Below are 19,649 nucleotides of genomic sequence, written 5' to 3'. Positions count from 1 at the left end.
GTCTAATTTCTAGTCTTCCCAGCTTACCTTTACTGCCACTTTCTTTCCAATCAGTGAACGGGCATTTTCAAAGGGCAATGTAGCAACATCTTCTGCTTCAAATGGTCCATAAGACTGGAGATCAGTACCCATTATCTGATCCATGGGTTTGAGAAATCGTATCACAATTGATCTTGCTCTGTGATTTTCTCCTACAGTTTCTAAAAGTTTTAGTCTTCCATTGAGTGTTGCAGAAAGAATGGTTTCTTTTCTTTGCCTCAACTCATCTTCAGAATCTAAAATGAATCTCTCTTCATCAAGAAGATTAGAATAATCAATTTCATCTAACGATGTTGCCTTTTCAATTCTGATCTTCAGAAGAATTGAAGTCATCTCCGTTATCATTTTTACAAGCGATTCAGTAATCTTTGATTCTATTCCATCGTAATCATGATTCTTTATGTTTCCGAGAAATTCTGCAATGTTACGATACAAATTAGGATCGACCTCCTGAACTGTATCGTTTTCTACTTCGCGAAGAAGAATAGCATACAATAAATTTACATCAATTTTTTTTGTTTCTGACATTTCCATATCCAACAATACTTAAATCATAGACCTCTTTGTGTTATGATCAAGGTGCAAAATTGCCATATAAAGTGATTGGTGGAGAACCAGTACCAGTTTCTTACTCTGCAGAAGATGTTTTTTCAAAAATAAAGCATGACCAGATAAAATTTATCGATTTACAATTTACCGGCCTAAGAGGAAGATTCCACCATACTACAATTTCTGCAAATCTGTTTACTCCACAACAAATGCAAGATGGACTACCAAAACTTGATGGTTCTTCAATAGTAGGATTTGCATCAATAGAAGACTCCGACATGATCTTAAAACCAGATCCGACCACCTTTGCAATAATCCCATGGATGACAAATGCAAAGACTGCTAGGTTGATTTGTGATGTATATTGGGGAAAGAACAAGGGTAGATTAGAATCAGATCCAAGAGGTATTTCACAAAAGGCAGAAAAATATCTACAAACTCAAGGATTTGATAATAGTTATTGGGGCCCAGAAGTAGAATTTTTCGTATTTGATAAAATTACCTGGGATGTGCTCACTCCATACAAAGGCCAGTCGTATTCAATAGAATCCAAAGAAGCCCCATGGAATCAAGAGGGCAAGGGCTATCCAATGGCATTAAAGAAAGGATACTACCCAAGCACACCAGCTGACACCTTGACAGAATTTAGAAATGATTGTGTCGAGTGTTTGAATGAATATTTTGGAATTTTATGTGATAATCATCACCATGAGGTAGCTACCGCAGGACAGTGTGAGATAGATATACGGTACGATAACCTGACAAATGCAGCAGATGGAGCCCAGACATACAAGTATGTCATAAGAAACATTGCCAAAAAATATGATAAAGTTGCAACCATGATGCCAAAACCAATTTCAATGGATGCAGGTTCTGGAATGCATACAAACGTCAGTCTATGGAAGGATGACAAGAACATGTTCTACGATAAAGATGACAAGGAAGAAGTCAGTCAAATTGCAAGATACTATTGTGGAGGAATAATGAATCATGCAAGAGCATTGTCTGCAATTGTTGCACCCACTACAAATTCTTACCATAGGTTAGTTCCAGGCTATGAGGCACCGGTGTATATCGCATGGAGCCCAAGCAACAGATCAGCAATAATTAGAATTCCTTCACACTTCAAGGGAGAAAAATATTCCAAGATTAAGAGAATTGAATTCAGGGCACCTGATCCATCATCAAATCCATATCTGGTGTTTGCAGCAGTACAGGCAGCAGGGTTAGATGGAATTAAAAAGAAAATGGATCCTGGTGGACCAGTTTATGAGGATATTTACAAGATGACAAAAGCTCAGCGAGTTGCAAAGGGAATTAAAGACCTTCCTGCAACTTTGGGAGAGGCACTTGATGAGTTGGAGAGTGATAGAAAGTTCCTTTCGCCAATCTTCTCAAATGATACAATCGATAAGATAATCGAGGTAGAAAGAGCAGATGATCACGAGGTTTCAATAAGACCTCATCCACATGAATTCTATCTTTATTTTGATATTTAGAAAATAGGAAATTTTTGATTAAATCTTTCGCGATTGATTGAATTTGTAAATTTAATTGCGTACGTGTCCTCTAGACTTTACCAATTGCACCATACACAAGGAACAATGCAAGTGAAGTAATAACTAAACCAATAATGAGATAGGCTTTCTTGTGCCTTTCAGCAGTAGTTGCTTTGTATATGGAAACAGTTCCTGCAAGGCCTACAAAGAGAATGAGAGTTCCCACGATTACTGGATCCCATGCGCTATGAGTGATTATAGGATAGAACATTCCAGAGAGTAATGCAAAGAATACTACAAGGTAGATGTATCTTGCGCCAGTTAGAATTTTGGTTCCGCCTATTTGCATATAATTCCTATCTGGAATAGTCAAATAAACTTTGAGAGAATATGAATTTGTTAATTACATATCCATAGGTGGCATGCCCATACCACCCATGCCTCCCATTCCGCCCATACCACCCATGCCTCCCATTCCGCCCATGCCTTCAGCTCCTGGCGGTGGTCCTGCAGATTTTGCAGTTGCAATAACATCATCGATTCTTAGTATCATCGATGCTGCTTCTGTTGCGGATGTAATTATTTGGATCTTGACAGAGAGTGGTTCAAAGATATCGCTAGCATGCATGCTAGCAACCTGGCCCTTCATAACATCAATGCCTGTCCATTTGTTTCCTTTAAGTTGCTTTGAGCGTAACGATGCCAATGTATCAATTGGATCCATTCCTGCATTCTCAGCAAGTGTAATTGGAATTACTTCTAAAGAGTCTGCAAATTTTTCTACTGCAAGTTGTTCCCTACCTTCAAGTGTTTTTGCCCACTCACGTAATTTTGTTGCAGCATAAGTTTCTGGAGCGCCTCCACCTGCTACTATGAATGGTTTTTCCATTACATCTTTTACAACCATTAGTGCATCATGAACTGATCTTTCTACCTCATCAACTACTCGTTGGGAACCACCTCTTAGGAGAAGAGTAACTGCTTTTGGATGTTTGCAGCCTTCAATGAAAGTCCATTTATCAGTTTCTACTTTTCTTTCTTCTACTAGTTCAGCAGAACCAAGATCTTTTTCAAACAAGTCATCAAAATTACTAATAATTCTGGCACCTGTTGCTTTTGCCAGTTTTGTCATATCACTTTCTTTTATTCTTCTTACTGTAAGTATTCCAGCCTTTGCAAGATAGTGTTGTGCCATATCGTCAATTCCCTTTTGGCAAAGCAGAACATTTGCACCAGAAGCAATTACTTTGTCTACCATATTTTTGATCATTTTTTGTTCCTCATCTAGAAATGATTTCATCTGTTGCGGATTTGTGATGTTTATCTTTGCATCAAACTCGGTCTTGTCAATCTCAAGTGCATTGTTAATTAGAGCAATCTTTGCATTATCAATTTTCTTTGGCATTCCACTGTGAACAACTTCTTTGTCAAGTACTATTCCTTTGATAATTGCGCAGTCCTTGATAGAGCCACCAGCCTTCTTTTCTACTTTAATATCATCAATGTCAACTAGATAACCGTCTTCTTTTCTCTCGGCTACTGCAATTACAGATTTTACGATCATGTCTGCTAGGTTAGCAGAATCTCTTCTGACAAGTTTTGTCTGCATTGATGTCCTTGCAATTCTTTCAAGTACATCCTTGTCAGTTGCAGAAACTTTGTCTGCAATCTTTTCCAAGAGTTCTACTGCCTTTTGGGCAGCCTTTCTATAACCATCCACGATAATTGTTGGGTGTACATCTTGCAAAATTAAGGCCTCGGCATTTTCCAATAATGCGCCTGCTAGGACTACAGCGGATGTGGTTCCATCACCCACTTCATTATCAGTTGCTTTTGAGATTTCAACCAGCATTTTTGCAGCTGGGTGTTGAACATCAATTTCCTTTAGAATAGTAGCGCCGTCATTTGTAATTGTAACATCTCCTAGAGAATCAACAAGCATTTTGTCCATTCCACGTGGACCAAGACTAGAATGAACAATTTCAGCAATTAGTTTGGCTGCTGCAATATTGTTTTTTTGTGCATCACGACCCTTGGTCTGTTGGGCACCGTCCTTGAGAATGACAACTGGTATTCCACCAGCAGAAGACTGAATTGACATATTTGCATGAGGTCAATTTTCCCTTATTATGTCTTATGAGAACAGACTTCTTTACATTTAAAATAAATAATTTTCAATATCCCCCTGAACGATGTTTTTAAATTAGGAAAACTGTCGGAACTAAACATGTCTCGTTCTTCACCGCGATCATCCTATAATGAAGTACTTTCAATGCTAAAGACGCATAACCAGTGGTTTGCAAATTCAATTCCCCTTATTGCAAGCGAGAACGTAACAAGCCCAGCAGTCAGAGAAGCAACCGTATCAGATTTTGCCAATAGATATGCAGAAGGCTGGCCTGGTGAACGGGTCTATGCTGGTTGTATCTACATTGATGAGGTAGAATTCAAGTGCATGGAACTGGCAAAAAAACTATTCAAGGCAGAGTTTGTGGATGTAAGACCAATTTCAGGGGTTGTTGCTAACCTAGCTATCTATTCCGCGTTTACAAATCCAGGCGATGTCATGCTTGCTCCCTCCATTCCGTCTGGCGGTCACATATCACATGGTAAAAAAGAGCATTCCGGTACTGCGGGTCTTGTCCATGGACTAGACATTGAATTTTATCCATTTGATGCTGAAGAGATGACAATTGATGTTGACAAGACAAAAGACAAGGTCAAGGAACTTGAAAAAGCTGGAAAGATTCCCAAGTTAGCAATGTTTGGAGGATCAGTTTTCTTGTTTCCACATCCAGTAAAAGAGCTGGCAGATTTTCTGAAGAGTTACAATATGTTTGTCAATTATGACGGTGCACATGTTGCAGGTCTTATTGCAGGAGGCCAGTTTCAGGATCCACTAAGAGAAGGTGCAGACGCAATGACAATGAGCACGCATAAGACTTTGTTTGGTCCTCAGGGCGGCATGGTCTGTTCATTTGAAAAATATGGTGAAAGTATCAAAAAAGCTACATTCCCAGGAATGACCAGTAATCATCATTTGCACCATATGGCAGGAAAGGCAATTGCTTATGCAGAGATGCTAGAATTTGGTAAAAAATATGCAGTCCAAGTCATAAAGAATGCAAGGGCTCTTGCAGAGAGCCTTAGTTCATTTGGTTTTTCAGTGCTTGGTGAAAAACGAGGATTTACAAAATCTCATCAGATAGTTGTAAATGTGCTTTCATTTGGTGATGGTGGAACAATTGAGGCAGATCTTGAAAAAGCAAACATTATCGTAAACAGACAACTCATACCAGGAGATATCAAGGCTGGACGTAACTACTTCCATCCAGGTGGAATGAGACTCGGTGTTGCAGAACTCACACGGCTTGGTATGAAGGAATCAGATATGAAAGAAGTGGCTAGATTTATCAAAAAAGTAGTAATAGACAAAAAAGACAAGAAAAAAGTGGCATTAGACGTCAAGAAATTTAGAAAGGATTTTCAGAAAGTTCGCTATTGTTTTGAAAGCAAGCATGGCGGTTACGATTACATAAAGATCCGCTAGGCAAAGTCTGTAAGAATAGATTGGCTATTTTCTTCTTTACCAAAAACTAATTCCAGTTCATCCAAGAGGGAAAGTACACGTCCTCGAAGATATGGTGATATTGTATACTTGTTCAGCATTCTCCTTGCCAGTTTGAGATATTTTTGTACAGAGGGCCTAGTCATGGTTTGAATTAGCCTATTGCCACATTCAAGACATTTTCCAACAAGAGGAATCCTTCGGTAGCTTGCACCACATGTAGTACATCGGAACGATTGGCCAGAGTATGCTCGAAGATTTCCCATGATGTCTGGAAGCAGGTGAGTGGTCATCACCATTGAAACTACTTCGCTTGGGTCAACTGCATTTATGATGTCTGCAGTTCTTATTTGCATGTCAAGCTTCTCAAGCAATGAACCCAGTGTGGAATAGGCACTCCTTGATTTTGATGTAGTTAATGTAGATGTCATGTGTGTAAAATCATGTCCAAGAAATTGTTTTTCTGTTTCTAATCTTGATTTTAGGATCTCAACATCTTTGATCTCACTTGCCTTTTCCCTTCTAAGTGTAGCCTCAAAGAATGAAAGTGGGTAAGTCTTTACAACCTCAAAGTTGTGAGCTTGTCTTTGTACTTCTTGTGGAATTACAATAGGTTGAACAAGAAGTGGTGCATCCATCAGTCCGCCTATTCTGTCAGACAAAAATAATCTTGAGAAATTAAGAAGACTGTCCATTAATAACATGATAGAATCTGCATCACCGTCAGCATCACGTCTTTTTGCAGAATGCCATACCGCAGTTCCAAGGCACACTTGGGTATTGGTATATCCAATTATTCTACCCACAATTCCAACAGATGTATGCGGTGCAAGACCAATTATGAGGTGGCCCACAAGATCGTCAGTACTTTTCACATTGTAAAACGGCTGACGGCCAAAAAGTTTTGTAAGTTCTCGGTCAATATATTGACAGACAGAAACAAGACTGTCTCCACACTCTTTGGGTATTATTACGTCCTGCACTCTTAGCTCAACGAGTTGATTAGAGTTTTGTAGCGGATCGCCGTTTGCATCATGGGTATATCCAAGATCAACTAGTTTTTCTGGAGTTGTTCCAATCCAAGATGGTTTAAAATGCGAGAGAGGTGCGTTGGTTGTATCAAATCTTATCGTTCCATCCTTGAAGACATTAAGTCCAAGACTTTGCCTTATTAGACCCTTTTCAAGCGGTTCTGGTACCCTGTCTTGGTTTATGAGCTCCTTTACACCCTTGAATGGCTCCTGGGCCCTAAATCCAGTCTTCTCTTGAGCAGCATACAAGAGATCTTTGAGAGGAAATGAGCGATACGAGTGCCCATGTGCCCTGCTCTTGCATTTTGTGCAATAGTCCGTCTCAAGTTCATCTCTGCACTTGTTACATATGAAAATCGTACTTGTTTTTGTGTTACATTTGGGACATGCTATACTAATAGAAGGGACATTACACTTTTTGCAGAATCTGTTGTATATGTTACAGTAAAAGTTAGGCTGTTTTGCTGCCTTGAGTAAATCACGGGATGCTCCACCCTTGTTTCCCACTGGAAATAAAGTATGTACCGGGGGCTTCATTTTTCGTAGTGCAGCTTTTTCTGGTCTTCCTACCCTCACTCCAATAGAGGTTGAAAATTTATTTGGTATTTTTATGCCAGATGATTTTGTTATGATTTGTGGGACAGAAAGATCTTTTTCAAGCTGAATTTGCTTTCTAAATAACAAATAGAAAAAGATCTTGGCTTCTATATCTTTTAGCAGAAGAGTGTTTCCTGCAATTTCATGTGGAACACCCAATTTTTCCAGAACATCTTTTGTATCCATGGAATAAATGATAAGGTCTGAATCAAATTTTGTAGGTTTGAGAATTTTTTCAAATTCTTCAATTGAAATTTGATCCCAATAGTACAGATAATGTGGATGAAGACCAATGCCAAAATTCAATGATATCCTAAAGGCTTCTTCCAGATCTGGTATCTTTGATACATAACTCAGAAGTTCAGTGTCATTTGGTTCGTACTCGGATACTTTATCTTGTAGTTCCTGAGCCCAAAACTCTTCCACATATCCAGTTGGTATAAGCTCAGCATTGTTTTCTAAAAAGTCTCCATAGCTAATCAAAATATCACCAAGATGCAAAATCTTTGCAATTTGTGGCTTTAGGGAAACCCCATGTGCAGTATCCCTTATTTTTACAACATTTCCATTGACTAGTCTGACAATGGGCGTATCAATCGAGTCCACAAAGGCTACTGTCGAGGCCTTTCCAGGTACATCAAGCTTAATCTGGGTGCCTACTGCTATTGTATGGTCAAGTATTTCTGCAACTACTGGATGAATACCAATTGAAGCAAATCCAGTATTGCAGGCACGGCCATATCTTAGTCGAAATCCCCCAAGCTTCTTAGGCATAGAAAGTACTGATCTTCCTGTAATCACCTCTCTCATCCTATGGGCTGCTGCATCAGCATCTCCTGTCTGAATGGCTCCCTTGAGATCTTTGAGCCAGTCCCAGCCATCGAGTTTGTATAATTCAATGAGTTTGAGTAGTTTGCGAGATCTGCCGATTAGGCCATCATTTAGAACACGAAGTGCACCTCCTCTAACTCTATTGGTACCTATTCGTACCATGTTTCTGTGGCTCACAATCTCAACTAGGTCGGTATCTACACCATCAAGTTCTACTGGAAGATTAGAGATGACATTTATCACATCCTGATCAGGAACATGGAATTGAAAGCTCCCAACTTCTCTTTCGTACACCCTCAACTCTTCTACAAATCGTCCAGTCTCATCATCAAATGAATTTGCCTGATATTTTGAAAGTCCAGCTATCTTTCGTACATGATCCGCAATGAGCATGGTGGATGCAGCCTCTGTTCCACCTGCTGATCTGATAGGACCTGCAAATGATACAGATAGATATTCAGTGCCATCTGCATTTTTCTTGATCAGAACCTCACTTATGCCTTGAAGTGGGGCAATTGTGACTCCTTCTGTAACTATGGCCAAAGCCACACGCACTGCAAGATCAAGTTTTTCTTGAAGATCTGTATCTGGTCCTGAATACTTGCCTTGGGCTATATCTTCTGCAAGCCTCAGTGCAGCCAATTCTTTAGTGGTATTTTGAATGAGAGCCCTCAGATTGTCAGTTACGTCAATGTCGTGCATCTTCGATACACGATCTGCAAGATCAAAAGCGATCTTTGGTTCCACCATCCCAGAAGAATCTGCGAGTGTTGCCTTGGCAGACGCGGCTTGTTCAAAAATAGTAAAGACTTTCTCTGATATCTTGGTATAATACCCAAAGTAATCTTGAGGCATTGGGACCTCTTCAAGTCTCAATGCTAGGTTCTCAGACATGTTATTTCCTTATGGATTGGATGGCTTTTACGATATCGGAAATTGTTTTGAAACTTCCGCCCTTTTCGATGAAAGTTCCAATTACGATAGCGTCTGCTCCAGCTTTTGCCACTGCCTCGGCGGTTTCTGGACTGCGAATGCCTCCACCTACTATAAGAAATCCCTTGAAAAGTTTCCTTACTGCAGCAACCATTTCAGGTTTCACATTAGATTTGGCTCCAGAGCCTGCTTCTAAATACACGAATCGCATTCCCATGAATTGGGCAGACAAAGCATACATGACGGCTAGGCTTGGCTTGTCAAAGGGAATTGTTCTCACCGAGCCTACATGCCATACAGTGGTTCCTTCACCAATAATGATATAGGCTGTAGGAAGAGGTTCGAGGCCAAATTTTAGAACGCTTGGTGCTCCCAAGGCTTGTGCCTGTGATATAAAATATGGATTATCCGAGTTCAAAAGTGAGCTAAAAAGTATTGCATCAGCACCAGGAACCACGCCTGTAACGTTTCCAGGAAAGAGAATTACAGGTATCTTGACTGATTTTTTGATACTAGATACGGTCTCAGTCATAGTGAGTTGATCAGTAGCTGATGAGCCGCCAACCAAAATTGCAGAGGCGCCATTTTTTTCCGCTTCTTTTGCCAATGTTGAAGCAGAGTGTCCTGCAGAATTTTCAGAATCTATTAACACAAAAAGAAGTGTTCCCTTTTTCTTCCGTGTAGTATGAAGATAATTCTCCGTTTGTTGCATAAGGAATGGTTGAATATCTATTGATTAAAAGTTTAATTGAATATAGTTATACAAATCTGTATAGCTATGAGCAATCTCCCTGATGATAATTTTAGTAATATTATTAGGCAAATTATAAAAAAATCATTGTTTACTGAAAGACAAATTGCAATTATTTTAAAACGTAGAAACCTTGTCGATTCACAGTTTACTATTAGTAAAGGGGCATTTTACCGACAAGTAACTCAATCTAAAGACAAGTTGACTGCACTATGTTATTCGTGGATCCTACTTAGGAGCCTAGGTGTGCTCAGTGATGATGATATAGATGTGATAAATCGCCTTTCCGAACAGGTTTCTGTGATACAAAGTAGTGATGTTTTTCCAGAACGTGAGGAACAAATCATGTCTGTGATACAGGAATTACTAAAACGAACCTGTAACCTATAATTTGGCTTCAAAATTAGGCATATTTTGGTGAAGGGTTGTGATAAGTTGTGACAAATATGTTTGATATTGATGTGTAAGATGTAAAATAATTTTATTCAAACATGATAAATCACATCATCTGATGTTACATCGTGATGTTAGTAGACATACCAGATGTAGGGGTCATTTTAGGTATATTTGCATCATTTATTGGTGGACTAGTAGCTATTACAGCATACAACAAAATAAAGCCACGACTGACATCAGATGCTAAAAATGCAAAAATTCTAACAGAACGCTTACAGTATTATGAAAATTTGTTAATTGATATGAAAATTCGTTTAGATTCAGTAGAAATGGCACAAGAAACACAAGAAATTCCGCAAGCACAAATTCCAAAGCCCAAGGAACAAAAAGTGCAACAAGAGCCGCCGGTAACGACTAGAGAAGAGAAGCCAAGAGAGAGAATCCAGAATATGCAATTTGGAAATGTCACTGATCATGTTCTACGATTAATCACAGAGAAATCTATGACATCACGTGATATCCAAGTCACGTTAGGAAGGACCAGAGAGCATACGTCACGGATGTTAAAGAAGTTGTTTGAGGAGGGCTTGGTCGAAAGAGATATGACAACAAAGCCATTTTCTTATAAAATAACTGATAAGGGTCTTACAAGAATAGGGATTGTCAAGATGGCTCCAGCCCAATAACTTTTAGAATACAATAGTTTTCAGATCAGAGAATTAGGGACTTGTCCCAGTCATTTTCTAATTGATTAATTCGTAATCTCTTTAATTTTCTACCAAACTCGTTAAAAATCATGATAATTTAATAATCTTAGATAATTATAAATTCTTAAATTATTGTTCTTATAATATAATAACATGCCTAATGAACAACTAATTAAAATAACTACTGCGGGAACAATCTCAATTCCCAAAGACTTTAGAAAATTCTTGGAACTTCAGAAAGGAGATTACGTCAGGATCACAATAGAAGAAGATCATCTTGTGGTCAAAAAGGTAGTAATTTCTTAGGGCCCACTCTTTTCCCTTTGGGCTATCTTTAGTATTTGGTAGGCCCACTCTTTTCCCTGTTTTTCTCTCATCACCTTACCCTTTACTGCAAATCTGGATAGATAGGTGGAAATCACGCTCAGCTTAATTGGTTCTTCATACTCATCTTCATATTTTTCCAATATCATTGAAGAGGTAAATTTTCCCATGGGAAAATTCTTATCTATAATATTCCAGATCTTGGCTCCTATAGAGTCCAATGGTACTCCTCCTCCCTCTGGCTCTTCTATATTCATAAGGTTCATCAGTTCAAATATTTTTAACATCTTTTCACGAGTAACATTACCCTCTAGGCTAAAGTTGTATTTGGCTCCATCCGAGTCTTCCAAGTCTATTCTAATTCTTTTTCTGGCCATTGAGATCGATCTGGTAACCCGTTAACACTTGAATAGATCATAGAAGAATTGTTAACATAGAGGTTTGTTAACATTCACTGCCTAGGCCACGAATGGATGTGATTGATACCTTAACAGCCCTTTTGGCTTTATATTTAAAAATACTCAAAACTGACGCCTGGACTGGAAATAAGGGGGTATTCTTTAGGATGTTAACAATGTTAAGAGTCATCTTCACGCCTGGACTGGAAATAAGGGGGTCATTTCTGGCTTTTCAAGACCTAATATTAACAGAAAGTTCACTAATTGTTAATACCTATTAGGAAGACTCACACACCTATACTTCCACTCTAGCTTTATTAAAAAAATTTTTTTAATAAAAATAAAAATAATTAATGATATACTAAATTTGGTTTAGTTATTCTATTCTAATCTAATTAATTGAGTAGAATCCATATGTGGATAGAGAAGAAACAATGGTGTGTGCGTCAATGACAAAAGATCCAATTGATAAATTACTAGATGATGCTCAAAGTGGAAAATCCCTATTCAAAAATCGTGAAGTCTTACATTTTACATTTATTCCAGATGTAATTTTACACCGTGAAGATGAACAAAAAAAAGTCACCCAATCATTATTACCACTATTAAAAAAATCACGTCCTTCTAACCTACTAGTTTATGGAAAGCCCGGTACGGGGAAAACTCTAGTAGTAAAGAAAGTTCTTGGCAAGATACAAGAACGAGTAAAGGACAATTCTTTCCCAATTCAACTACTTTATGCTAATGCAAAAGAAGAGACAACCCTCTACGGATTACTAGTAAAATTGGGCAGACAACTAGGTCTAACATCACAAAAAGAATTACCTTCTACAGGACTTTCAATTAGTGAAGTATTCAATCGCATTATTTCAGTAATTGAGAAAAATAGCCTAAACACAGTATTTGTAATCGATGAGATCGATTATCTTGTAGAACTTGTTTCCAAGTCAGGCAAAGATGTATTTTATTCACTAACTAGAGCCAACGAGAGGCTTAAAAAAGGCACATTAACCCTAATCGGAATTTCTAATGATCTCACATTCAAAGAACGCCTGGACCCTAGAGTCTTAAGCAGTTTGAGTGAGGAAGAGGTAATCTTTACCAACTATACTGTTGGGCAAATCAATGAAATACTTGAAGAACGTATCAAGGTAGCCTTTATACCAGATACTGTGGACCAAGCAGCCCTAAACCTATGTTCTGCTATGTCTGGCCAAGAACATGGGGATGCAAGGAGAGCAATTGATCTTTTGCGTGTTGCAGGTGAGATTGCAGAACGTGAACAATCTGATACAGTAAAGGAAGCCCACATACGAAGAGCCTCTCTTAAGATGGAAGAAGATAAGGAAACCACCGCATTGAATTCATATCCCTTACATGAAAAACTACTCATACTTGCAGTAATGAAGGCAAGCGGAAACACAACCGGCGAGATATATCAATCATACAAAAACCTCTGTAAAATTACAAGACAAAAAGAACTAACCCAACGTAGAATTACACAAATGCTAAGTGAAATAGAAATGACTGGATTAATCACAGGAAAAATTATTCATCAAGGAATGCATGGAAGGACAAAAAAATTCAATCTTACACTAAACGCCGATATAGTGAAAAAAGCATTCAAGGAAGATCTGGCCTTAGAAGATCTCCTGTGATCTTAGCTAGAATTGTCTGTAAAGTTTTTTGTAAAAACCTTCATTGTGGCAAGGTTCACAATAATGGCGATTCCCGGAGTAGGGCTAATTCCAACGCTGGCTTGGAATGGAGTCTGGCTTTGCCATGCACCAGAGTTTACAATTAGTGTTCCCTTGTACATGTCAAGCTCAACAACATGTATGTGACCAGAATGTAAGATATCTGGAACTTCAGATATCACCATCATATCTTCCAACTCTGGTGCAATCGGAGTTCTCTTACCATATATTGGACTAAGATGCCTAGTTTTTAGCAAAACCCGCATGGCTTTTGCTGGTTGTGCATAGCTCAGTCCAGGAGTACTGCCAACAACATCGTCAAGGCTTTGGCCATGAAACATCAGTATCTTTATACCATTTAGCTCAAGCATAGAGGGATTTCCCAACATGAAGAAATTCTCTCTATTCCAGAGGTGCATATTGTGCTTTTCTGGAATTGCTGGCTGGGGAAGAGCCCTTCTTCCTGGGTCATGGTTCCCTGGAATGATGAAGACCTTGATGTGTTTTGGAATCTTATCTAAAAGCTCGGCAGCCTTTGCCATCTGTTGGTCTACATCTAATAGCAAGAGCTCCTTGTCTTGATTTGGGAATATGCCTATTCCATCAATAATATCTCCTCCCACCAGCACAAATCTGACCTTTCTTGCTACAGGATCAGGGCTTGAAAGCCATGAAACAAACTCAGTAAACTCTTTTTCCATAAAGAATTTACTGCCCACATGTAAATCCGAGATGAATACAGCATAGGTCTCACTCTTTGAACGATTTGCTATATGCTCAGGTATATCTGGAACAAGAATTTCTTTAACAAAAAATCCTCCATTTTTCCCACTTGCAATTGATATCATAGCAAACTGATCAATCTGCAGAGAATTCGCAGTTTCCTGTATCTCTTTATTAAAAATTAATAGTTCTATTGAGCCTGTAGGATCATCAATTACTATCTTGGTAACATCTCTGTCTATCCTCCTATCCATCAACAGACCTGCGATGTAAGTCTCATCATCTAACTTACCATTTGTCACGTTTGAGATGGGAGTTAGTTTCTTTGATTGTGAACGTTGCATCATGATTTTAAGTAGTTTTGAATATCTGTCCTTGAATAATGCATGAAAACCTTCAATCCCTTCTGCAGATGTAACCTTTTTCGTGGGATCAAATAAAATCACATGATTATTTTCCATGCTGTCGTCTATTTCTGATTCTACAAACATTTTGAGATCACTTTGATTAATTAAAAACATATTTTGTTTAGCTTTTTCCCGAACAACCTGTTTGATTATGCTTTGAAGTTCTTTTATGTCAATTTTTTCTAATATCTTAAACGCATCAGGGTGAATTTGGAAGCCTTTACTCAATGCATATGTTATAGCCGACGAAACTTCTTCTCTCAACAAGGTCTCATAATACGACTTTTAATTAAATCTGATCCAACCGCCAACCTCAAATATAGTTCTCATAAAAATGGATTATTGTTCAGTAAACAAAGAATTCTAGTATTTGTTATTTTCATTGGTATTTTCTCTTTATCTTATTTAATTGGAACTCAAAGCAAATTATCTAATGATGAATCACAGACATTTCTCAAAGAATTTCAAAAAGTAGTTAAAGGAATTGATGCTATAGGAATTTTTGAACACAATGCATCAGTTGCACTGCCCATGTTTATTCCAGGTTTAGGACTGGCCTGGGGAACTTTTGCAGCTTGGTCCACAGGGGTTGCGTTTGAAGCTCTAGTGACAACAACTCCAACACTTGCAAAAGTTCCCCCACTTGCATTGCTTTACTTGTCTCCCTTTGGCATAATGGAGCTGATGGCTTATTCAATTGGAATGTCAAGAAGCCTTTTGCTTGTACTTGTAATAATAAGAAAAAAATCCCTAAAAACAGAACTACGTCATACCGCGATAGAAATAGGAATTGTAGTGGCTCTTCTTCTTGCTGGGGGATTCATTGAATATTATATGATCCAGCATTTTGGATCAAATGTAATTCATACAAAATCTAGTTTGTAAAGATAATTAACCGGGAATTGCCTAATTGTGTGATAAATTATACCTAGTAATTAAATATGCAATAAGAGATTGGATAATCTAATGAAATATGTATTTCTGTTTCTAATGGTAATTGCAGGACTTGCTTCTGCCATGGTGTATTTGCCTAACGCTTATTCTGATTTCTCACCTAATGGGAAATACTTGATTGATGCATCAGGTTATCTTTCAGGAAATAAAACTATTTTCGATTCAAATATTGCTTTACAGATTACTGCAGGAGCTAACAATGGAAGCAGCACGCAAGCCACACTTGATAATGGCCTTGTTACTATAGCAAATACCCAATATCTTAATTCTGGATTATGGCAAGTCTCAATCTTGCGAGATGGCAAGTACTTTGTAATCCAAGGTAACGCGCAGGATGAAAACGGAAACATGATTCATCTCAATTTGTTTGGAAGAATAATAGATAGTAATCAAGGTGGTTCTGTTTTTAGCATATCAGGGAAGATAACTGGATCTGAAACTATGAAAGTAAGTTATAGTGCTAAAATATTAGCCACCAATGCTGTAATCACAAAACCAATAACCACACTTCCTCCGTCTATATCATCATCGTCTACAGTGAACATAAGCATCCTACCAGGTGCATATAATATCAACAACCAAGTTCACTATTCTCCGTCAAACGTACAAGTTACTCTTGGCACCACCATAGTCTGGACCAACAATGATTCTGTACCGCATAGAATAATGAGTGGCGTGGCAAAAGTACTAACTACCAATCAATCATCCACCACACTTATTTCAGATGGCAAGATCGATAGTGGTATAATAGCCCCCGGGCAATCATTCCAATACACAATAACTAATTTTGATACTTCCCAATCATTAGACCCTAGGGTTGCAACACGTTACAATATTCCACAAGACGAAACAATAGGCGACATTACCTTCTTTGATCCCACTTACCAATTCATGGTAGGAATAATTGCACCGCTTTCACAAACAACGCAAACACAAACAGTTCAAATGAACATAGTTAATGGCGCATCTAATTATAATAATGGACAGTTCCTTTCACCATCATCACTCCAAATTACACCAGGTACAGTTGTAGTCTGGACCAACAATGATTCTGTCCCGCATAGAATAATGAGTGGCCAGTTAATATCAACAACAGAGAGTGCGGGCGGAAAAGGTGCTGCTGGAAAAACAGTTAGTCCTAACTTTATTTCAGATGGAAGTATTGATAGTGGTATAATAGCTCCAGGACAGAGTTATCAAGTTACTTTTAGTAGAACTGGCTCTACACAAATCTTTGATCCAACATATACATGGATAAATGGAATTATTATTTCAACACCTGCAACTACAGGTCAAATTGCTCCAGTGAAAATTAGTATAAACCCGGGCTCATCATCACCAAAGGGAACCGCAACTCAGCAGACGTATAATCAATACAATACATACTATACACCAGATACCATACAAATAGTTCCTGGCACTCCTATCATTTGGACCAACAATGATTCCATAGATCATACCATTTTCAGCGGTGTTAGCACACAAAAAAATAATAATCCATTTACTCCTGATGGAAAAATAGCAAGTGGTAAGATAGCCCCCGGGCAATCATTCACAGTTATTGTAAATGATACTGGAATTGTCAGATTTTATGATCCACAGTACACATGGATGAATGGCGTAATAATTTCAATGCCTCCAACTTCATCATATGTAATTGGCAGAACACCACCACAATAACTACAATCTTCATTAAATTATTTGAAATTAATGTATGATTCTAGCTTCGTCTGATCAAAAACCATTACGGATAGATCAGAGAACTGCTTTCCTTCCAAGTCTTTTACTTTGCCTATAAAATATGTCTCTTTGTCGGTAGTTAGAAATTCAAAGACATGTACCTTAATCTTTGAAGTGTCAAAGCCATGATCTTTTAGGTATACTGCTATCTCTGATTGCATAAAGTGTTTAGAGGGTTCTTTTGGCCAAGGTCTTGGCACAAGTATCACACTAAATCCATCAATGAGTGCCTTTTGAAGCTCAAGTTTCTTTTCCTCTATGCTTGTAGAAATATGCATAGTGATGACCTTGCTCTTGTCTGTTGGTACTCGTGCCTTTGACGCAGCAACCTGTGTCGAACTAATCCCTGGAATAATTTGTACATCCCCAAATATCTCAATCAATCTGTCTACAACTTCTGATTCTGAGAAATTCACATCTCCTGTAAAAGGAACAACACATGTCTTGTTTCCCAGAGTCTTTGAGACCTTCTGGTATGCCTCTTCCTGGTCTTTCATGGTAATTTCATGTATCTCTTTATTTTTCAGGAACGCCTCTATGGTTTTGAGTGTGTATTTGTATCCAATAACAATATCAGAATTTAGTACTATTTCCTTTACTATCTCAGTTACATACTTTGGTGATCCTGGTCCAACACCAACAGCATAGACCTTTCCCATAAATGCCGTCTTGTAATGTTCAATATATTTCAGCAATGCAGAATTCTATTTTACCAAACATCATCCACTTCGTCAAGTTCTTTGAATTCCTCAACGGGCTTTTCACGCATTACCTTTAATCGAGCAATATCTCTGTCAAAAAACATGTCTATTGACCAATCAAGAAAAATTCTTACTTTTTTGTCCAATCGCGGAATTTTTGAGAGATATATTATCCTCCAAAGCATCCAAGCAAAAATTCCATGCAAATGAATTCCAAACATACTTGCAATTGCACTCCGTTTTCCTATTACTGCCATCTGGCCTTTAGGTGAATACACAAATTTTTCTTTTTTTCTATTTGTGATCAGAGCGTGAAGATTTTTTGCAACAATTTCAGCTTCTGATTCTGCACTTTGTGCTGTTGGTGGAAGAGGCCTATTTGTCTTGGGATCAATAATGTAACAACAATCTCCAACTGCAAAAACTTCGGGAAAGTCAATTGCTTGAAGAAATTCGTCTACCACGATTCCACCTCTATTGGTTTTGAAGACTGATTTTTTTATAATGTCTACTGGCGTAACACCTGCAGTCCACACCAGGGTTCTTGTTTGTATTGCACTCACCAAAGATTGTTTATTGGGATCTACCTGTGGATGAGCATCCTCAATTAAAACTTCATCACCTGTAAAACTAGAAAGTTTTGTACTTACCTTAACCTCTATTCCACGTCCGTGAAGTTTTTCTAATGCAAATTTTGCAAGCTTTTCATTAAAGCCTGGAAGTATAGCTGACATTGCCTCAAGAACGATAACTCTAATGTCAGTTTTTTCAATATTGGGATAAAATTTTCTAGCATCATGTAACAAGTCCATTAATTCCCCTGCAGTTTCTATACCTGCGAATCCCCCTCCCACAATTACAAAAGTAAGCAAACTTTTCTTGAGAACCGGATCTGTTTCATTATCTGCTTGCTCTAACATATCTATGACTCGATTTCGCAGTACCACTGCATCATTGAGAGTTTTCATTGAATAAGCTAATTCTTCTAATTTATCCATTCCAAAGAAATTCGTCTGACTGCCAAGAGCCAATACAAGATAATCATAATGCAGTGAAATTCCACGTTTTTCTTTTGTACCGCTAAGAGTTACTGTTTTACCATACGGATCAATATTTTTGACTTCGGCCTCGTAGAACTTGGCCCTCTTCAACAAGGTTCTAACTGGAATCACAATATGTCTAGTCTCAATTGTTCCTGAAGCTACCTGGGGAAGCATTGGAGTGAACAAGAAAAAATTATCCTCGCTTACTAGGGTAATCTGAATGTCCTCCTCCTTTCTAAAATATAATTCAAGTTTTCGTACACATTCTACCCCTGCAAATCCGCCTCCTAAAACAAGAATTTTTTTGGCTTTAGATACTGTATCCATCTATGCTATCTCCGGGGATGAAAAAGGTAATAATGATTCTTATTGTATTCTACATGTTATTTGAGCGAAAGGTAAAATATGCTGATTTATGAAGTTAAGACATGAAGAAAGAGTACATTATTGTAAGAATAGATGCATCACCTGATGGATCTCCATACGTGATAGTCTCGCTTTCTACATCAAAAGATTTCAGAGAACAGAGTACCCCTCCATCGCCATTTGGTGCCGGAGGAGTAATGGGTTTTACAAATATGGACGATATGGTAAAAAACCTCAACAAAATGCTCTCTGGAGGTGGCATGGGCCAATCAAGTTCCACAACCTCGATCAAGCTTGATATGCACGAGTACAAAGAACTGAATCTTGCAGTAGGAGACAAGGTCTACCTCGAAATGACAAGAGCAGAAACTACTGGAATCTAGGAAGAGATTATA

Annotated in this window: 18 protein-coding genes; 9 read left to right on the top strand and 9 right to left on the bottom strand. The window is 38.2% G+C overall.

Annotated elements, in window-relative coordinates; genetic code table 11:
* Nucleotides 1-9: 9 nt before the first annotated feature.
* On the bottom strand, nucleotides 10-567 hold the full coding sequence (locus BQ3481_RS08790) for a DNA replication complex subunit Gins51 (protein WP_157927924.1): 558 nt from the start codon (nucleotides 565-567) through the stop codon (nucleotides 10-12).
* A gap of 59 nt (nucleotides 568-626) precedes the next feature.
* Here BQ3481_RS08790 and glnA point away from each other — a divergent pair, with 59 nt between their 5' ends.
* On the top strand, nucleotides 627-2,087 hold the full coding sequence (glnA, locus tag BQ3481_RS08785; protein WP_157927923.1) for a type I glutamate--ammonia ligase: 1,461 nt from the start codon (nucleotides 627-629) through the stop codon (nucleotides 2,085-2,087).
* Nucleotides 2,088-2,157: 70 nt separating this feature from the next.
* On the opposite strand, the gene BQ3481_RS08780 is transcribed toward glnA, so the two are convergent.
* Together BQ3481_RS08780 and thsB are read right to left on the bottom strand one after the other, a co-directional pair.
* Complete coding sequence (locus tag BQ3481_RS08780; protein WP_157927922.1) at nucleotides 2,158-2,436, bottom strand: hypothetical protein; 279 nt, start codon at nucleotides 2,434-2,436, stop codon at nucleotides 2,158-2,160.
* A gap of 54 nt (nucleotides 2,437-2,490) precedes the next feature.
* A complete protein-coding gene (thsB, locus tag BQ3481_RS08775; protein ID WP_157927921.1) occupies nucleotides 2,491-4,188 on the bottom strand; it encodes a thermosome subunit beta in 1,698 nt (565 codons plus the stop codon).
* A 126-nt stretch (nucleotides 4,189-4,314) separates the two neighbouring features.
* Here thsB and BQ3481_RS08770 point away from each other — a divergent pair, with 126 nt between their 5' ends.
* Entirely contained in the window at nucleotides 4,315-5,637 is a 1,323-nt protein-coding gene (locus tag BQ3481_RS08770; protein WP_157927920.1) for a serine hydroxymethyltransferase, read from the top strand.
* On the opposite strand, the gene BQ3481_RS08765 is transcribed toward BQ3481_RS08770, so the two are convergent.
* Nucleotides 5,634-9,008 (bottom strand): DNA polymerase II large subunit, encoded by a 3,375-nt coding sequence (locus BQ3481_RS08765; RefSeq protein WP_157927919.1) that lies wholly within the window; start codon nucleotides 9,006-9,008, stop codon nucleotides 5,634-5,636. The two genes, BQ3481_RS08770 and BQ3481_RS08765, sit on opposite strands and share 4 nt — an antisense overlap.
* A 1-nt stretch (nucleotide 9,009) precedes the next feature.
* Nucleotides 9,010-9,759: a geranylgeranylglyceryl/heptaprenylglyceryl phosphate synthase gene (locus tag BQ3481_RS08760; protein ID WP_157927918.1), complete on the bottom strand. Its 750-nt coding sequence runs from the start codon at nucleotides 9,757-9,759 to the stop codon at nucleotides 9,010-9,012.
* A gap of 66 nt (nucleotides 9,760-9,825) precedes the next feature.
* Between BQ3481_RS08760 and BQ3481_RS08755 the strand changes: the two genes are divergently transcribed.
* From BQ3481_RS08755 to BQ3481_RS08745, 3 genes are all read left to right on the top strand, one after another.
* Nucleotides 9,826-10,188, top strand: a complete 363-nt coding sequence (locus BQ3481_RS08755) for a hypothetical protein (protein WP_157927917.1) — start codon at nucleotides 9,826-9,828, stop codon at nucleotides 10,186-10,188.
* Nucleotides 10,189-10,322: 134 nt separating this feature from the next.
* A complete protein-coding gene (locus BQ3481_RS08750) occupies nucleotides 10,323-10,880 on the top strand; it encodes a winged helix DNA-binding protein (protein ID WP_157928540.1) in 558 nt (185 codons plus the stop codon).
* Between the two features lie 174 nt (nucleotides 10,881-11,054).
* Nucleotides 11,055-11,207 (top strand): AbrB/MazE/SpoVT family DNA-binding domain-containing protein, encoded by a 153-nt coding sequence (locus tag BQ3481_RS08745; RefSeq protein WP_157927916.1) that lies wholly within the window; start codon nucleotides 11,055-11,057, stop codon nucleotides 11,205-11,207.
* Here the strand turns inward: BQ3481_RS08745 and BQ3481_RS08740 are convergent.
* Nucleotides 11,204-11,602: a hypothetical protein gene (locus BQ3481_RS08740; protein ID WP_157927915.1), complete on the bottom strand. Its 399-nt coding sequence runs from the start codon at nucleotides 11,600-11,602 to the stop codon at nucleotides 11,204-11,206. The two genes, BQ3481_RS08745 and BQ3481_RS08740, sit on opposite strands and share 4 nt — an antisense overlap.
* Before the next feature lie 470 nt (nucleotides 11,603-12,072).
* Between BQ3481_RS08740 and BQ3481_RS08735 the strand changes: the two genes are divergently transcribed.
* Complete coding sequence (locus tag BQ3481_RS08735) at nucleotides 12,073-13,281, top strand: Cdc6/Cdc18 family protein (protein ID WP_157927914.1); 1,209 nt, start codon at nucleotides 12,073-12,075, stop codon at nucleotides 13,279-13,281.
* 2 nt (nucleotides 13,282-13,283) lie between these two features.
* Here BQ3481_RS08735 and BQ3481_RS08730 read toward each other — a convergent pair whose 3' ends face one another.
* The gene (locus BQ3481_RS08730) at nucleotides 13,284-14,714 is read right to left on the bottom strand and encodes a DNA-directed DNA polymerase II small subunit (protein WP_157927913.1); all 1,431 of its coding nucleotides are present in this window, start codon (nucleotides 14,712-14,714) and stop codon (nucleotides 13,284-13,286) included.
* Between the two features lie 78 nt (nucleotides 14,715-14,792).
* On the opposite strand from BQ3481_RS08730, the gene BQ3481_RS08725 reads away from it, so the two are divergent.
* Together BQ3481_RS08725 and BQ3481_RS08720 are read left to right on the top strand one after the other, a co-directional pair.
* Entirely contained in the window at nucleotides 14,793-15,335 is a 543-nt protein-coding gene (locus BQ3481_RS08725; RefSeq protein ID WP_338140703.1) for a stage II sporulation protein M, read from the top strand.
* Nucleotides 15,336-15,416: 81 nt separating this feature from the next.
* Entirely contained in the window at nucleotides 15,417-17,084 is a 1,668-nt protein-coding gene (locus tag BQ3481_RS08720) for a cupredoxin domain-containing protein (RefSeq protein WP_157927912.1), read from the top strand.
* Nucleotides 17,085-17,101: 17 nt separating this feature from the next.
* Here the strand turns inward: BQ3481_RS08720 and BQ3481_RS08715 are convergent, their stop codons facing one another.
* On the bottom strand, nucleotides 17,102-17,803 hold the full coding sequence (locus tag BQ3481_RS08715; RefSeq protein WP_157927911.1) for an SAM-dependent methyltransferase: 702 nt from the start codon (nucleotides 17,801-17,803) through the stop codon (nucleotides 17,102-17,104).
* A 50-nt stretch (nucleotides 17,804-17,853) separates the two neighbouring features.
* Entirely contained in the window at nucleotides 17,854-19,215 is a 1,362-nt protein-coding gene (locus BQ3481_RS08710) for an NAD(P)/FAD-dependent oxidoreductase (protein ID WP_157927910.1), read from the bottom strand.
* A 101-nt stretch (nucleotides 19,216-19,316) separates the two neighbouring features.
* On the opposite strand from BQ3481_RS08710, the gene BQ3481_RS08705 reads away from it, so the two are divergent.
* The gene (locus BQ3481_RS08705; protein WP_157927909.1) at nucleotides 19,317-19,637 is read left to right on the top strand and encodes a hypothetical protein; all 321 of its coding nucleotides are present in this window, start codon (nucleotides 19,317-19,319) and stop codon (nucleotides 19,635-19,637) included.
* The last annotated feature ends 12 nt before the right edge of the window (nucleotides 19,638-19,649 follow it).

The sequence above is a fragment of the Candidatus Nitrosotalea okcheonensis genome (assembly GCF_900177045.1).
Classification (GTDB): domain Archaea; phylum Thermoproteota; class Nitrososphaeria; order Nitrososphaerales; family Nitrosopumilaceae; genus Nitrosotalea; species Nitrosotalea okcheonensis.
Note: the sequence above shows the minus strand (reverse complement) of the source record. Positions and strands in the feature narration are given on the sequence as shown.

Excerpts from the sequence above, each read along its gene's own strand:
- BQ3481_RS08790 (WP_157927924.1), bottom strand. The coding sequence starts at position 567 with ATGTCAGAAACAAAAAAAATTGATGTAAATTTATTGTATGCTATTCTT.
- BQ3481_RS08780 (WP_157927922.1), bottom strand. The coding sequence starts at position 2,436 with ATGCAAATAGGCGGAACCAAAATTCTAACTGGCGCAAGATACATCTAC.
- thsB (WP_157927921.1), bottom strand. The coding sequence starts at position 4,188 with ATGTCAATTCAGTCTTCTGCTGGTGGAATACCAGTTGTCATTCTCAAG.
- BQ3481_RS08770 (WP_157927920.1), top strand. The coding sequence starts at position 4,315 with ATGTCTCGTTCTTCACCGCGATCATCCTATAATGAAGTACTTTCAATG.
- BQ3481_RS08765 (WP_157927919.1), bottom strand. The coding sequence starts at position 9,008 with ATGTCTGAGAACCTAGCATTGAGACTTGAAGAGGTCCCAATGCCTCAA.
- BQ3481_RS08760 (WP_157927918.1), bottom strand. The coding sequence starts at position 9,759 with ATGCAACAAACGGAGAATTATCTTCATACTACACGGAAGAAAAAGGGA.
- BQ3481_RS08755 (WP_157927917.1), top strand. The coding sequence starts at position 9,826 with ATGAGCAATCTCCCTGATGATAATTTTAGTAATATTATTAGGCAAATT.
- BQ3481_RS08750 (WP_157928540.1), top strand. The coding sequence starts at position 10,323 with ATGTTAGTAGACATACCAGATGTAGGGGTCATTTTAGGTATATTTGCA.
- BQ3481_RS08745 (WP_157927916.1), top strand. The coding sequence starts at position 11,055 with ATGCCTAATGAACAACTAATTAAAATAACTACTGCGGGAACAATCTCA.
- BQ3481_RS08740 (WP_157927915.1), bottom strand. The coding sequence starts at position 11,602 with ATGGCCAGAAAAAGAATTAGAATAGACTTGGAAGACTCGGATGGAGCC.
- BQ3481_RS08735 (WP_157927914.1), top strand. The coding sequence starts at position 12,073 with ATGACAAAAGATCCAATTGATAAATTACTAGATGATGCTCAAAGTGGA.
- BQ3481_RS08720 (WP_157927912.1), top strand. The coding sequence starts at position 15,417 with ATGAAATATGTATTTCTGTTTCTAATGGTAATTGCAGGACTTGCTTCT.
- BQ3481_RS08715 (WP_157927911.1), bottom strand. The coding sequence starts at position 17,803 with ATGGGAAAGGTCTATGCTGTTGGTGTTGGACCAGGATCACCAAAGTAT.
- BQ3481_RS08710 (WP_157927910.1), bottom strand. The coding sequence starts at position 19,215 with ATGGATACAGTATCTAAAGCCAAAAAAATTCTTGTTTTAGGAGGCGGA.
- BQ3481_RS08705 (WP_157927909.1), top strand. The coding sequence starts at position 19,317 with ATGAAGAAAGAGTACATTATTGTAAGAATAGATGCATCACCTGATGGA.